Consider the following 14,665-nt stretch of genomic DNA (forward strand, 5'->3'; position numbering starts at 1 on the left):
CGGCTCCGCGCGTCTGCTTGACACGCCCGGAGCCGTCCTCGATTGTACCCGCATGCCGACTTCAGCCAACCTACCAGGAGTGGGGATTTGATCCCGTCCACAATCAGGCGCGGCGCGTCCGCGGCCGTGGTGGCGCTTGCACTGGCCGGCGCCGCACGCGCCGCCGCGCAGCAGACGCTCACCACCCCCGAGCAGCAGTTCGGCCACCAGATCGGCGCCGACTACGTGCTCCCCAACTACCAGCAGCTGGTGGAGTACTGGCGCAAGCTCGACGGCCAGAGCGACCGCATGCGCGTGATGAGCATCGGGCGCACGGCGGAGGGGCGCGAGCAGGTGATGGCCATCGTCAGCAGCCCGCAGAACCTGCGCGACGCCGAACGCTACCGCGACATCAGCCGCACCCTGGCCATGGGCCGCGTGGACAGCACGACCGCCGCGCGGCTGGCGGCGGACGGCAAGGCCATCGTGTGGATCGACGGCGGCCTGCACGCCAGCGAAGTGCTGGGCGCGCAGCAGCTGATGGAGACCGTGTGGCAGCTCATCAGCCGCGACGACGCCGAAACGCGCCGCATTCTGGACGACGTGATCATCCTGGCCGTGCACGCCAATCCCGACGGCATGGAGCTGGTGAGCAACTGGTACACGCGCAATCCCAATCCCCAGCAGCGCACGATGGCGGGGATTCCGCGGCTGTACCAGAAGTACATCGGCCACGACAACAACCGTGACTTCTACGCCTCGACGCAGCCCGAGACGGAGAACATGAACCGCGTGATGTACCACGAGTGGCTGCCGCAGATCGTGTACAACCATCACCAGACCGGACCCACGGGAACGGTGATGTTCGCCCCGCCCTTTCGCGACCCGTTCAACTTCAACTACGACCCGCTCATCGTCAGCGGCATCGACATGGTGGGCGCGGCGATGCAGAACCGCTTCCTGGCGGAGGACAAGCCGGGCGTCACGCAGCGCAAGGGAAGCAACTACAGCACGTGGTGGAACGGCGGCCTGCGCACCACGGCCTACTTTCACAACATGATCGGCCTGCTGACGGAAACGATCGGCAATCCCACGCCCATGGACGTGGCCTTCGTCCCCGCGCGGCAGATTCCCAGCGGCGACCTGCCCTCGCCGGTGGCCCCGCAGCAGTGGCACTTCCGCCGCAGCATCGACTACAGCATCACGGCCAACTACGCCGTGCTGGACTACGCGTCGCGCTACCGGCAGACGCTGCTGACCAACATGTGGCGCATGGCGCGCAACTCGGTGCAGCGCGGCCAGCGCGACGAGTGGACCGTCATGCCGCGCCACGTGGATTCGGTGCGCGCCGCCATCGCCGCCGAGCGCGGCGCGGCGCCGGGCGAGGCCAACGCGGTGATGGTGTCGGGCGGGCAGTTCGCCGGCGCCGCCAACCCGGTGGAATCGGCGCGCTACCAGGCGCTGCTGCACCGCCCCGAGTGGCGCGACGCGCGCGGCTACGTGATCCCCAGCGACCAGGCGGACTTTGCCACGGCCGGCAAGTTCATCGACGCGCTGCGCGAGAACGGCGTGGAGGTGCAGCGGGCCACGGCGCCGTTCACCGTGGCGGGCAAGCGGTACGCGGCGGGATCGTACGTGGTGATGGCGGCGCAGCCGTTTCGCCCGCACGTGATGGACATGTTCGAGCCGCAGGACCATCCCAACGACTTTCTGTACCAGGGCGGCCCGCCCATTCCCCCGTATGACAACGCGGGATGGACGCTGGCCTACCAGATGGGCGTGAAGTTCGACCGCGTGCTGGAAGGCTTCAGCGGCCCGTTCCAGCCGGTGACGGAGTGGAACGTGCCCCGCCCCGCCGGCCGCGTGGCTTCCGGGAGCGGCGGATGGATTCTGACGGCGCGGCAGAACGATGCCTTCACGGCCGTCAACCGGCTGCTGGCGTCGGGGCAGGAAGTGTGGCGCGTGCGGCAGGCGGCGCGCGGCGCGCAGGCGGGCGACTTCTGGGTCAGCGGCAGCGTACCGCGCGCCCAGGTGCAGGCGCTGGCCGATTCGCTGGGGCTGACCGTGGGCACCGGCGCGCGCCCGTCCGGCGCCACGCGGCTGCGGCCGCTGCGCATCGCGCTGTGGGACCGCTACGGCGGCAGCATGCCCAGCGGCTGGACGCGGTGGATCTTTGAGCAGTTCGGCTTTCCGTACCAGCAGGTGTTTCAGCAGGAGCTGGACGCGGGGAACCTGAACCCGAAGTACGACGTCATCGTCTTTGTGGACGGCGCCATTCCGGAGCGCGATCCGCGCGGAGGCACCAACGCCTTCATGCCGGACCCGGCCACGCTGCCGGCGGAACTGCGCACGCAGGTGGGCAACGTCACCATCGAGCGCACGGTGCCCAAGATCCGCGAGTTCCTGGAGAACGGCGGCACAGTGCTCACCATTGGCTCCAGCACCGCGCTGGCCCGCCACCTGGGGCTGCCGGTGGAAGACGCCATGGTGGAGGCGGGGCAGAACGGCGAGCAGCGCCACCTGCCGCGCGAAAAGTTCTTCATCCCCGGCTCGCTGCTGCAGGTGCGGGTCGACAACACGGCGCCGGTGGCGTGGGGGATGGAAACGCAGGCGGACGTGATGTTCGACGACTCGCCGGTGTTCCGGCTGGGCGCGGACGCGGCGTCGCGCGGCGTGCGGCGGGTGGCGTGGTACGATTCGGCGACGCCGCTGCGCAGCGGATGGGCGTGGGGGCAGCAGTACCTGCAGAACGGCGCGGCGGTCGTGTCGGCCGACGTGGGCCGGGGGACGCTGTACCTGTTCGGGCCGGAGATCGCGTTCCGTGCGCAGCCGCACGGCACGTTCAAGCTGCTGTTCAACGGCCTGTACGAGTCCGTTTCCAAGCCCGCCGTGCAGTAACCGGCGAGGTTGATCCGATCGAAGCAGCCCCCCGGCGCAGGTTTGCCGGGGGGCTGCTTCGATCGGGCAGAGAACAGACAGTCTCACACAGAGTTAACAGAGTTCACAGTTAAAACCGTTGTTCTCTGTTGACTCCGTTAACTCTGTGTGATGCATTCCGTTGCTGTTCCTCGCCCCGGTGTGGACCAACAATGTGTCCGGGCGCGATCTATCCTGAGCAAATGAATCCGCCGCTCCAGAAGCGGGAACCCCCGACTCGCGGCCGCTGTCGCGTCCACGATCGGGGCTTCAACTGCGTCGGAACTGCATCCGTGCACCGTGCTCCGCCACCACACCACATGATGTCATCCTGAGTGAGCGTACGCCGGGCTCTCCGCCCGCACCAGCTCATGCGCGAGTGAAGGATCTACCATCCGCCGAGCCATCTACGCGGCGCGCACGAACCTCGCCCCGGATGCAGTTGAAGCCCCGAACGGTGCGCGAATAGCGCCGTGTCGGGGGTTCCCGCTGTTTGAGCGCGGATTCATTCTCTCTAGATAAATTGGTCGGACTCCCGTGCGTTGCGCGAGCCCGCCTTTGCTTTCTATCCCGCGCTGGATGCACTCCCGTGACTGAATACGATCCCGCCGCGCCGGTGCGCTTTCCGCGCAGCCTCATCGCCTGCTGGTACGACGGCGCGACCGATGGTTTTCTGGAAGCGGAGCCCGGCCGCCACGTCTATGATTTCCGCATGGTCGCGTGGGATGACGGGCAGGACTCGCGCATCTACGTCCTGCGGCCGCTCCCGGCGAAGATGGATGATCTCGCCGCCGCGTTCTTCGGCGCGGCATTCCAGCTGGACGGCTGGCGTGTGCTGATGGCGGAAGATCCCGGCGACCTGAGTCTTGATCGCGAGTACTTCCAATCCACCGGCCCGCCCGCGTTCGTTGTGCTGTCGGATGACTGCCTGACGACGGTGTCGGGTGTCCTGCGCGTCACCGGCGGGAACCGCGCGGAAATCGAGTCGTGGCTGCTGGATGAGCCCGGTGACCAGGACGGGTTCTCCTACTCGGATCTGCCCTTTGCGCACTGGGCTGCGCTCTTCCGCTGATGGGCAGCCGGCAACTCGGACCCCTGCGCGGTCCGATCCCGTTCGTGCTGGTCGCCGTACGGAGTTGCGCCTCGATCCTGGGATGCGTGAGCGGGTGAATCCGCCGTAACAGCTGCGGAAAGCCTCACAAACAGACGCAAAGCTTCACCTGCACGGACACCCCGGATCCCGGTATGAATCCTCCCCTCTCCGTGCGTCTGTTTGCACGGGGAGGGGCCGGGGGAGGGGCCTCCCAGCCCGGCGATGAGCAAAGCATTCGACGCGGGACGACCATCACCGGCCGCTGCGGACCTTTCTTGATCGCGACCGGCGGACTCAGCCGAGCAGGCGGATGGCGAGGCCGCAGAGGGCGGCGCCGGTGAGCACGGCGGGGATGCCGGCGCGAAAGCGGAAGATGGCGACTGCCGCGGCGATGGCGATCACCAGCGGCGCGATCTGCAGCGAGCGCACGTCGGGGAAGGCGATGCGCAGGCCGAGCGGCGCCACGTCCATCATCCTCCCGAACAGCACGTGGAGCGCGAACCACAGCGCCAGGTTCAGGATCACGCCCACCACCGCCGCGGTGATGCCCGAAAGCGCCGACGCGAGCGCGGCGTTGCGGCGCAGCCCCTCCACGAACGGCGCGCCCGCGAAGATGAACAGAAACGACGGCGCGAACGTCACCCACACCGCTACCGACGCGCCGATGGCCCCCGCGGCCAGCGGCGGCAGCGCACCGGGATGGTTGTACGCGCCCAGAAACGCCACGAACTGCACCACCAGAATCAGCGGTCCGGGCGTGGTTTCCGCCATCCCCAGCCCGTCCAGCATCTGCCCCGGCGCCAGCCATCCGTAGTGCCCCACCGCCTGCTGCGCCACGTACGCCAGCACCGCGTACGCCCCGCCGAACGTCACCGCCGCGGCGCGCCCAAAGAACACGCCTTCCGCCACGAACACGCTCCCCGGGCCAAAGACGGCGGCCAGCAGCGCGACCGGCGCCCACCACAGCACCGCGCACACCGCCGCGACGCGCAGCGACCGCATCGCCATCGCGCGCCGCTCCATCCGGGTGAGGGGCGGGAGCGGATCGTCGTCGATCACCGCGGCGGGCAGCCAGAGCCATCCCGCGACCGCCGCCGCGATCACGATCAGCGGAAAGGGAATGCCCAGCAGCGCGATGCCGATGAACACGGCCGCGGCGATCGTCATCCGCCGCCGGTCCCCCAGCGCCCGCCCGCCGATGCGCAGCACCGCCTGCACCACGATGGCGATCACCGCCGGCTTCAGTCCAAAGAAGAGCGCGGCCACCCACGGCGTGCCGTGCAGCGCGGCGTACGCGGCGCTCAGCCCCATCATCGTCACGAAGCCGGGGAGGATGAACAGCATCCCCGCCGCCAGCCCGCCGCGCACGCCGAACATCGTCCAGCCCACGTACGTCGCCAGCTGCTGCGCCTCGGGGCCGGGCAGCAGCATGCAGAAGTTGAGCGCGTGCAGAAAGCGCGGTTCGCTGATCCACCGCTTTTCATCCACCAGCACGCGGTGCATCACGGCGATCTGCCCCGCCGGCCCGCCAAAACTCAGCACTCCGATGCGCGCCCACGTGCGCACCGCCTCGCCGAATGGCACGGCGGGGCCGCGCGGCGGATCGTCGGTCGATGGCGTGTTCTGCATGATGGGAGGATAGCCGCCCGGGGCCGCGCCGCACAACGCGAATCATCATCCTGAAACTCTCGCCAGCGTAGCCGCGTAGGGTGACACGTCCGCAAGACGGACCTGAGGCACAACCCGATTGGAGCGCTCCGGCGCCCCTCACATAAAGGAAACGACCATGAACACCGCCCGCGCCCTGTTTGTCGCCATCGGCATTCTGCCCTCCGCCAACCCGGTTCCCGGGCTCTCGGACTGGCGCCGCGGCGGGCTCGCGGTCGCTCGCTGATCCACGCGGGCTGATGGATGAAAGGAGGCGCGGAACCACACGGTTCCGCGCCTCCTTTCGTTTGCGGATCATCTCCGGAATGCCATGGCGACGATGGCACGTTTGCGTGGCTGTCGTGTGATGACAGGTCTCTCCGCACGCGATCCGCCGCACAACGCGGATCAGCATCCTGAAACTCTCGCCAGCACCGCCGCGTAGGGTGACACGTCCGCAAGACGGACCTGATGCACAACCCGATTGGAGCGCTCAGGCGCCCCTCACATAAAGGAACCGACCATGAACACCGCCCGCGCCCTGTTTGTCGCCATCGGCATTCTGCCCTCCGCCAACCCGGTTCCCGGGCTCTCGGACTGGCGCCGCGGCGGGCTCGCGGTCGCTCGCTGATCCACGCGGGCTGATGGATGAAAGGAGGCGCGGAACCACACGGTTCCGCGCCTCCTTTTTCGTTTGCGATCAAACCCCGCGCGTGTCGCCGACGGCGTGTTCCGTGTGGACAGCCCGCTTCTGAAACTGTTCTGCCGAAACGTGCGTTGGTTACTCGGCTGGCATGATCGGTCTCCCGAAACTCCTGGTTTGCGTCATGAACGATACACGTACGCTGGACCCGTGGGCCCTGTTCGTCGATGAGCGCCCGTCCGCGCCCGCACCTCTCGTGCGGGTGGCCGAGGCGCCCGCCGTGCCGGAGGCCCGCATTCAGCTTTCCGCCACCGCGCGGAACGGCGTGACGAACCGCGCGGCGGAGTACACGCTGGATGAGCACGGGATCACGCGGCGGATGCACCGCGACGGGGGAGACCGGGTGACCACAATCGGCTGGGACGACGTGATCTCCTATCGCGACAGCGAAAGCACTGATCACGCGTCACTGCTGATCGTCGGGCGCGGCGGTGCCCGCATGCGCCTGCACGAAGCCGATCCGTCCGAAGAGACGTACCAGTTCATCCGCGGGTTCGTGGAGTACGCCGAACACCGTTCGCCGCTGCAGACTGGTGCGGGCTACCGGCCGGGGCTGGTGGAAATCGGCGTGGCGCTGATCGTCATCCGCATTCTGATGGAGTTTCTGCCCGAGATGGTGCAGGGCGTGGGAACCGTCATCGCGCTGCTGATTGCCTTTCTGTACCACTCGTACACGGTGCTCACGGATGATGACCGGGCGATGGAGGACCGCCGCTCCGACGCGCTGGACGCCCGCGTCCGGGAATCCACGCGCCGCCTGCTGGGCATCCAGTCCGAGTAGTTCGGGATCGGATGGAGCTCACGCCGGCCACCTTCTGGCCGGGCAGGGGAAGCCTCACGGTCGTACCGTGAGGCTTTCCGCCATTTCAGCGGCATCTTCAGTGCCTCCAGCGCCTCCTTTTCTCGTCCGTCCCGCGAGAGCGGAACCGATCTTGATCATGGCGCAATCATGATCATGAGAGATTAACGTGATCAACTCGCGCGTTCATGATCACGTTCTTTCATCCCCGCAGCCGAACCGGATGGCCGCCACCACGACCCCGCGCCCGCGATCCCCGTCCGCCAAAGGCCCGCTCGCGCCGGCCGAACGGTGGTTCAAAGCGCGTGGATGGAAGCCGTTCCCGTTTCAGCGCGAGGTGTGGGACGCGTACCTGGCCGGGGACAGCGGGCTGATCCACGCAGCGACCGGGACGGGAAAGACGTACGCCGCGTGGATGGGCCCCGTGCTGGAGTGGATGGCGGAGTTCCCCAAGGGCGCGCCCGCCAAGCCGCCCCCGCCGCTGCGCATTCTGTGGATCACCCCGCTGCGCGCCCTGGCCGCCGACACCGAGGCCGCCCTGCTCGCCCCGCTGACGGAGCTGGGCCTGCCGTGGACGCTGCAGAGCCGCACGGGCGACACCTCCGCCAAGATCCGTTCCCGCCAGCGCACGCGCCTGCCGACCGCGCTGGTCACCACGCCGGAAAGCCTGGCGCTGCTCCTGAGCCGCGATGACGCGCGCACCCTGTTCGCCGATCTGCGCGCGGTGATCGTGGACGAGTGGCACGAGCTGATGGGCACCAAGCGCGGTGTGCAGACGGAACTGGCGCTCGCCCGGCTGCGATCGTGGCGGCCGCAGATGCGCACGTGGGGTCTTTCCGCGACCATCGGCAACCTGGACGATGCGCGCGAGGCGCTGCTGGGCGCCACTCCTGGTCGGCCGCCGGGGCGCGTAGTGCGCGGCCTGGTGCCCAAGAACATCGTGGTGGATGCACTGATCCCGCCGCGGATCGAACGCTTTCCCTGGGCCGGCCACCTGGGCACGCAGATGCTGCCGCAGGTGGTAGACGCCATCGAGGAGGGCGAAACGGCCATCGTGTTCACCAACACGCGGTCGCAGACGGAGATCTGGTACCAGGCGCTGCTGGAGGCGCGCCCCGACTGGGCGGGGCTGATCGCCCTCCATCACGGCTCGCTGGACCGCGCCAAGCGCGACTGGGTGGAGGACGGGCTGCGCAGTGGAAAGCTGCGCTGCGTGGTGGCCACGAGCAGCCTGGACCTGGGCGTCGACTTCTCGCCTGTGGACCGCGTGCTCCAGATCGGCTCGCCCAAGGGCGTCGCGCGGCTGCTGCAGCGCGCGGGACGCAGCGGCCACCGCCCGGGCGCCGTCAGCCGCGTCACCTGCGTGCCCACCAACGTGCTGGAGCTGATCGAGGTCGCCGCCGCGCGCGACGGGGTGGAGGCCATCGCCGTGGAGTCGCGGCTTCCGGTGGAACGGCCGCTGGACCTGCTGGCGCAGCACGTGGTGACCGTGGCGCTCGGTGGCGGCTTCCTTCCGGACGAGCTTCTGGCCGAGGTGCGCACCACCGGCGCCTACGCGGGGCTGCTGGACGACGAATGGCGGTGGGTGCTGGACTTTGTGACGCGCGGCGGGGACGCGCTGCGTGCCTATCCCGAGTTCCAGCGCGTGGTGGTGGATGACGAGACCGGGCGCTACTTGGTGCGCGACAAGGGCGTGGCGCGGCGCCACCGCATGTCCATCGGCACCATCGTCAGCGACGCCAGCATCGCCGTGCAGTACCTGCGCGGCGCGCGGCTGGGCACGGTGGAGGAAAGCTTCGTGGCGCGGCTGAACCCGGGCGACCGCTTCGTCTTCGCCGGCAAGCCGCTGGAGTTCGTGCGCGTGCGCGACATGACGGCATGGGTGCGGAGAACGACCAACACCAAGGGGCTCATCCCCCGATGGATGGGGGCGCGCATGCCGCTTTCCGGCGAGCTGGCGGCCTCGCTGCGCGCGCGGCTGGAAGAGGCGTCGCGCGGCGAGTTCCGCGGGCCGGAGATGCAGGCCATCCGCCCCATTCTGGACGTGCAGGCCCGCTGGTCGCGCATTCCCCGCGCGGACGAACTGCTGATCGAGCGGGTAAAGACGCGCGAGGGGCACCACCTGTTCATCTTTCCCTTTGAAGGACGGCTGGTGCACGAAGGCCTGGCGGCGCTGTTCGCGTACCGCATCTCGCGGTTGACCCCCATCAGCTTCACCTTCTCGATGAACGACTACGGAATGGAGCTGCTTTCGCCCGAGGCCGCGCCGCTGGACGCCGCGCTGAAGGCGGGGCTGCTGAGCGCGCACAACCTGCTGCAAGACGTGCCCGCCTCGCTGAACGCCACGGAAATGGCGCGGCGGCAGTTTCGCGAGATTGCGCGGGTGGCGGGGCTGGTGTTCCAGGGCTTTCCGCACGCGGGCAAGTCCGTCAAGCAGCTTCAGGCATCCAGCGGGCTCTTTTTTGACGTATTCACGCGGTACGATCCCGGCAATCTGCTGGTGTCGCAGGCGCACCGCGAAGTGCTGGAGCGGCAGCTGGAAAGCAGCCGCCTGGGCCGCACGCTGGAGCGGCTGGCGGCGGGAAACGTCGTCATCACCAATCCCAAGCGGACGCCGCCGCTGGCCTTTCCCCTTCTGGTGGACCGCACGCGCAACGCGGTCACCTCCGAATCCGTCACCGACCGTGTGCAGAGGATGAAGCTGGTGCTGGAAAAGTACGCCGACACGGGAAAATGACGGGCGATCTGGAAATTGAACTGTGCGGAGAGCGGCTGGTGCTGCTCCCCGAGCGCGCCGCGTTCCGCCCGCGCGACGGCACGCTGCTGGTGGCCGACGCGCACTTTGGAAAAGCGGCGTCGTTCCGTGCGTTCGGCGTTCCCGTGCCGGGCGGCACCACGATGGAAACGCTCGCGCGGCTTTCCGCGGCGCTGGACCGCACGGGCGCGGAGCGGATCGTGTTTCTGGGCGACTTCTTTCACGCGCGGGCCGGGCGCACGGCGAGCACGCTGGACGCGCTGGCGGCGTGGCGCGCGGAGCGCAGCGGGCTTCCCATTCTGCTGGTTCGCGGCAACCACGACCGGCACGCGGGCGATCCCCCGCAGGAACTGGGGATCGAGTGCGCCAACGGGCCGGTGGTGGAGGCGCCGTACGGATACGCGCACCACCCCGAGCCGGCGGACGCGTGCTACGTGCTGGCCGGGCACATCCATCCGTCCGTTACGCTGCGCGGGATCGGGCGGCAGAAGCAGCGGCTGGCCTGCTTTCACTTCGGGCCGCGGGTGGGCATTCTGCCCGCGTTCGGCGAGTTCACCGGCACCGCGGACGTGCCCGTCAGCGCGGGCGACCGCGTGTACGTGGTGGCGGGCGAGCACGTTCTGCTGATCGAATAGCGCCGCGCGCGGTTCTCAACCCGGAATCTGTGTGCGGCCGACGCCCTCCTGAGCGGATGAATCCGCCGCTCAAATCGCAAAGCCCCGACTCATGGCCGCTGTCGCGTCCACGATCGGGGCTTCGCCCGCATGTGGGGACGCGATCACAAGCAGCGGCCCCAGTCCGCAGGCGGACTTCGTGTCTTTCAAGGCGCGGTTTCAACCGGCGGACGGAACATCGCCCGGCGGCGTAAAGTCTCATTCTCGTCAGAATCCCGCATCATCCCACGCAATTGCTCCCGAATCACCCTCCCGGTCGAATCATTCGAATCGCGGGGTTCGGAAAATTTGCGGTCCTGTCCGTCTAACATTCCGGTGGCCGAACGCAGGCCGCCGAAGCTCGCCATCCTCTCCGCGCGCTGCGTGGCGGAGGAGGACAACCGCGTCGATGATCCAATCGGGAGACATACATCATGTGGTGCAACGATCCGTCGATCGCTCATCTCAAGCAGTTCGGATACAACATCATCCGCCTGCCCCGCGGGGACTTCGGGCCGCTGCGGCTGCTGGCCCGGCACGGGCGGGAACTGGAAAGCCTGGGCGAGATCGGATCGCTGTTCGAGGCGGCCGACGACGCGCCGCTGCCTCCGGTGAACCGCGACGCGCACGCCGCGGACATTTCCGGACAGCGCACGAGCGACATGAAGCTGCACCTGGGGCTCGACATCCTTGGCACCGTCATCGGCGCCATGGGCGGCTCGCGGCTGGGGCTGGACGCCAAGTACGAGGGCGCGCGCAGCATCGCGTTTTCGTACCAGGACGTGCGCGTGGACGAGGTGGACGTGATTCTGCTGGACCAGTTTCTTTCGCGCGCGGGCATCCGCCCGTCCAACACGCTGAGCCGGCTGCTGGAATCGGACGCGGTGTTCGTGACCACCGCCGTGCTCAGGAGCGACCGGCTCACCGTGGAGGCCAAGCGCCACGACGGCGGATCGCTGGAACTGAGCATCCCCGAGGTCAGGGGCGTCGTGGGCGGCACGGTGCAGGTCAGCGGCGCGGGCGAGCGCGGCACGCGCGTGACGTACGCCGGCCCCGTCCCGCTGTCGTTCGGCTTTCGAGCCGTGCAGCTGTTCTATCAGAACGGCGAGTTCACTACCTTCAAGCCCGTGAAGCCGGGCATGCCCGTCACGCGCGGCGACGACGATCCGCGCGAGGGCCGGGGCTCCACCGTGCTGAGCCTGGACGCGCCGATGACCGAGATCCGCTTCTGATCCACCACGCGATCCGCGATCACTTCCCGTCGCCGGTATTCGGCGGGGAGCCGGAGCGTCCGCCGTCGCGGGCCGGGACGGGGACGCCGTGATCGGTGGATGCGTGTGATGCGCCGATCGCGGCACGCGGCTCCTCATCGAACCGCGCGTTGCGTCCGTCCCGAGAACGTGCGCGGAGATGGCGTCCGTGGGTGGCTCTCCGGCGCCCCGCCGGTGGGACATGGACGCCACGCCCGCGTCCGTCCACAGGGCAGATATCCAGGAGGTACGCCGCTTTCCGGCCCGAGGTGGACGGGCGCCCGACTTGCGAATCTCCCCGCTCAAGGAGCGGCCGCCCATTAAACCCCCCGGCGGAACGCTCCCGTCATCGTCTCTCCCCACCCCCCGGAGGTACCATGTCAGATACGATTGCCGGCACCGGTAGCGTGCACGTGGCATCGCTCCCCTTTCAGTTCCGCAACTTTCTGATTCCCGTCGCGGACGGGCAGGCCGTGAGCCGCGGCTGGCTGAGCCGCCACGGCAACAAGCCGCTGGGCGTCACCTGGCACTGGGCGGTCACCCGCCGCCTGTCCGTGCTGCGCGCGGTGATCGGCGGCGCCAACGCCGAACGCAAGGGCGAGGCGTCCGCGCACTACGGCGTGGGCCGCACTTTTGACGAGGGCGTGGACCGCTACGTGACCCTCGAGAACCGCTCGTGGCACGCGGGGGTCAACCAGTCGCTGCGCTGGAACGGCAAGCCGCTGGCGGGCGACGCGGACTTCAAGGGCACCCGCACCACCATCGGCATCGAGACGTCGCACATCGGCGCGGCCATCGACGGCGTGGCGGCCGAGGCGGACTGGATCCACACCGCCACGCCGCTGGGCAAGCCCCTCCGCGTGCAGCCGTGGACGACCGAGCAGATCGCCATGTGCATCGAGGTGGGGCGCGAAATCGTGCGCCGCTGGCCGCACATCCGGCCAGAAGACCATCACGGCCACCACGACATCTGCCCGGTGGACGCGCAGGGCCGGGCGTACAAGATCGACGTCTGCGGATTCCCCTTCGCCAAGGTGCTGCGCGGCATCTACCCGGACGCGGTGGTGCCGGACGTGTGGACGCCGCTGGAGACGGTGCGGCAGCGGCAGCGCGCGCTGATCGCCCTGAACTTCAACCTGGGGGCGAGCGGCGCGGACGGGGACTGGGGCTCCAAATCGCGCACCGCGCTGCTGCTGTTTCAGCGGCAGCAGAACCTTGCGCAGAACGGGCTGTGGAGCACCTTCGTGAGCCGCGCCGTCTACCGCGAACTCAAGCAGGCCGGCCGCGACCCGGTTGCCGTCACCGCGGGCCCGCTCTGACGCAGGCGTCCGGCGGTTTCCCCACGCCGCGCAAGCCGCCGCACGCTGGTCCGCGTGCGGCGGCTTCGCTATTCTGGGCCGTGGATCAAACCCGCCCAACCCCGGACCGGAACGCTCGCGTGAACATCCTGGTGCTGAACGTGGGATCGTCGTCCCTCAAGTGGCAGCTGATTGAGACGGATGAGAGCCGCTTCGCCGAAAACGCCGACGTGCGGCGCGCCCGCGGGCTCATCGAGCGCATCGGCGGCGAGGCGGTGTGGAGCTTTCGCGCGGGGAGCGGGCCGGCGGTGAAGGGTACGGCGCCGCTCCGCGACCATCGCGCGGCGGTGGAGTACCTGCTGCACTGGATCGTCAGCGCTGAGTCCGGCGTGGGGCTGGGGAGCCTGGGCGAGATCGGCGCGGCGGGGCACCGCGTGACGCACGGCGGCGAGCAGTTCGTGCGCTCCGTGGCCATCGACGACGACGTGCTGCGCGGCATCGAGGAAACGATCGACCTGGCGCCGCTGCACAACCCCGCCAACCTCAAGGGCGTCCTGGCCGTCCGCGCCGTGCTGGGGCGCGCGGTGCCGCAGGTGGCGGTGTTCGACACCGCGTTCCACCACACGCTTCCGGAACGCGCGTTTCTGTACGCGATTCCGTACTCGCTCTACCGCCGCCACCGCGTGCGCCGCTACGGTTTTCACGGCACGTCGCATCGGTACGTGAGCTACCGGTGGCGGCAGCTGACCGGCATTCCCCGGGAAAAGCAGAAGATCATCACGCTGCACCTGGGCAACGGCTGCTCGGCGTGCGCCATCAGCGGCGGCGAATCGGTGGATACGTCCATGGGATTCACGCCGCTGGAGGGGCTGGTGATGGGGACGCGCTCCGGCGACCTGGACCCGGCGGTGCTGGAGTACATCGCGGTCAAGGAGGGGTTGTCGCTGCCGGAGGTGGAGTCGCTGCTGAACAAGCAGTCCGGGCTGCTGGGCATCTCGGGGCTCACCAACGACATGCGCGAGCTGCTGGCCGAGGCCGAGGAGCACGACGACCGGCGCGCGTGGCTGGCCATCGAGCTGTTCTGCTACCGCGCGCGCAAGTACATCGGCTCGTACCTGGCGGCCATGGGCGGGGCAGACGCCATCTGCTTCGCCGGCGGCGTGGGCGAGAACGCGCCGGCGGTGCGCGCCATGATCTGCGAGGGACTGGAGTTCGCGGGGATTCGCGTGGACCCGGCCGCCAACCACGCGCACGTGGGCGGCCGCGAGGGGCGCATCAGTCCGGAAGGCGCCACGCCCGGCGTATGGGTGATTCCCACGGATGAGGAACTGCTGATCGCGCGGGATACGTATCGCGTCGTGAGCGGGATCGAGAACCGGTACTGACGGGGGTCGGCGATCGGACGCGGCGGCGGAGAGAGTGCCGTCGGCGGGGGGAGAAATCACTGCGATCCCCGGCGGTCGTGCGGCCGGCGAGTGTGGCCCTCACCCCGCGTGCTGCGCACGACGACCCTCTGATAAGAAACAACGGGGTTCCGCACGTCAGGCGGCGGTCTTGAGCTGTACCGAATAG

The 14,665-nt window shown here is 68.9% G+C and carries 9 protein-coding genes; 8 read left to right on the forward strand and 1 reads right to left on the reverse strand.

Annotated features, from left to right (window positions below; genetic code table 11):
• Positions 1–87 precede the first annotated feature (87 nt).
• Both HNQ61_RS18575 and HNQ61_RS18580 read left to right on the forward strand, forming a co-directional pair.
• Positions 88–2,877: a M14 family metallopeptidase gene (locus tag HNQ61_RS18575; protein WP_205761490.1), complete on the forward strand. Its 2,790-nt coding sequence runs from the start codon at positions 88–90 to the stop codon at positions 2,875–2,877.
• A gap of 607 nt (positions 2,878–3,484) precedes the next feature.
• Complete coding sequence (locus HNQ61_RS18580; protein ID WP_170034713.1) at positions 3,485–3,967, forward strand: hypothetical protein; 483 nt, start codon at positions 3,485–3,487, stop codon at positions 3,965–3,967.
• Positions 3,968–4,282: 315 nt separating this feature from the next.
• Here HNQ61_RS18580 and chrA read toward each other — a convergent pair whose 3' ends face one another.
• Positions 4,283–5,617, reverse strand: coding sequence for a chromate efflux transporter (chrA, locus tag HNQ61_RS18585; protein WP_170034712.1), 1,335 nt, complete (start codon positions 5,615–5,617; stop codon positions 4,283–4,285).
• Between the two features lie 845 nt (positions 5,618–6,462).
• On the opposite strand from chrA, the gene HNQ61_RS18590 reads away from it, so the two are divergent.
• The 6 genes from HNQ61_RS18590 to HNQ61_RS18615 all read left to right on the forward strand — a co-directional run bounded on the left by HNQ61_RS18590 (position 6,463) and on the right by HNQ61_RS18615 (position 14,478).
• Positions 6,463–7,119 (forward strand): hypothetical protein, encoded by a 657-nt coding sequence (locus HNQ61_RS18590; RefSeq protein WP_170034711.1) that lies wholly within the window; start codon positions 6,463–6,465, stop codon positions 7,117–7,119.
• Positions 7,120–7,360: 241 nt separating this feature from the next.
• Positions 7,361–9,874, forward strand: a complete 2,514-nt coding sequence (locus tag HNQ61_RS18595; RefSeq protein WP_170034710.1) for a ligase-associated DNA damage response DEXH box helicase — start codon at positions 7,361–7,363, stop codon at positions 9,872–9,874.
• Positions 9,871–10,527 (forward strand): ligase-associated DNA damage response endonuclease PdeM, encoded by a 657-nt coding sequence (gene pdeM, locus HNQ61_RS18600; protein WP_170034709.1) that lies wholly within the window; start codon positions 9,871–9,873, stop codon positions 10,525–10,527. Before HNQ61_RS18595 ends, pdeM begins: the two co-directional genes overlap by 4 nt.
• A 452-nt stretch (positions 10,528–10,979) precedes the next feature.
• Positions 10,980–11,777 (forward strand): gasdermin, encoded by a 798-nt coding sequence (locus HNQ61_RS18605; protein ID WP_170034708.1) that lies wholly within the window; start codon positions 10,980–10,982, stop codon positions 11,775–11,777.
• Positions 11,778–12,172: 395 nt separating this feature from the next.
• Positions 12,173–13,114 carry a peptidoglycan recognition protein family protein gene (locus HNQ61_RS18610; protein WP_170034707.1) on the forward strand — a complete coding sequence of 314 codons (942 nt, stop codon included), beginning with the start codon at positions 12,173–12,175 and terminating at the stop codon, positions 13,112–13,114.
• A gap of 119 nt (positions 13,115–13,233) precedes the next feature.
• Positions 13,234–14,478 carry an acetate/propionate family kinase gene (locus HNQ61_RS18615; protein ID WP_170034706.1) on the forward strand — a complete coding sequence of 415 codons (1,245 nt, stop codon included), beginning with the start codon at positions 13,234–13,236 and terminating at the stop codon, positions 14,476–14,478.
• Positions 14,479–14,665 lie beyond the last annotated feature (187 nt).

The organism is Longimicrobium terrae (assembly GCF_014202995.1).
GTDB lineage: Bacteria > Gemmatimonadota > Gemmatimonadetes > Longimicrobiales > Longimicrobiaceae > Longimicrobium > Longimicrobium terrae.

Excerpts from the sequence above, each read along its gene's own strand:
- HNQ61_RS18595 (WP_170034710.1), top strand. The coding sequence starts at position 7,361 with ATGGCCGCCACCACGACCCCGCGCCCGCGATCCCCGTCCGCCAAAGGC.
- HNQ61_RS18590 (WP_170034711.1), top strand. The coding sequence starts at position 6,463 with ATGAACGATACACGTACGCTGGACCCGTGGGCCCTGTTCGTCGATGAG.
- pdeM (WP_170034709.1), top strand. The coding sequence starts at position 9,871 with ATGACGGGCGATCTGGAAATTGAACTGTGCGGAGAGCGGCTGGTGCTG.
- chrA (WP_170034712.1), bottom strand. The coding sequence starts at position 5,617 with ATGCAGAACACGCCATCGACCGACGATCCGCCGCGCGGCCCCGCCGTG.
- HNQ61_RS18610 (WP_170034707.1), top strand. The coding sequence starts at position 12,173 with ATGTCAGATACGATTGCCGGCACCGGTAGCGTGCACGTGGCATCGCTC.
- HNQ61_RS18605 (WP_170034708.1), top strand. The coding sequence starts at position 10,980 with ATGTGGTGCAACGATCCGTCGATCGCTCATCTCAAGCAGTTCGGATAC.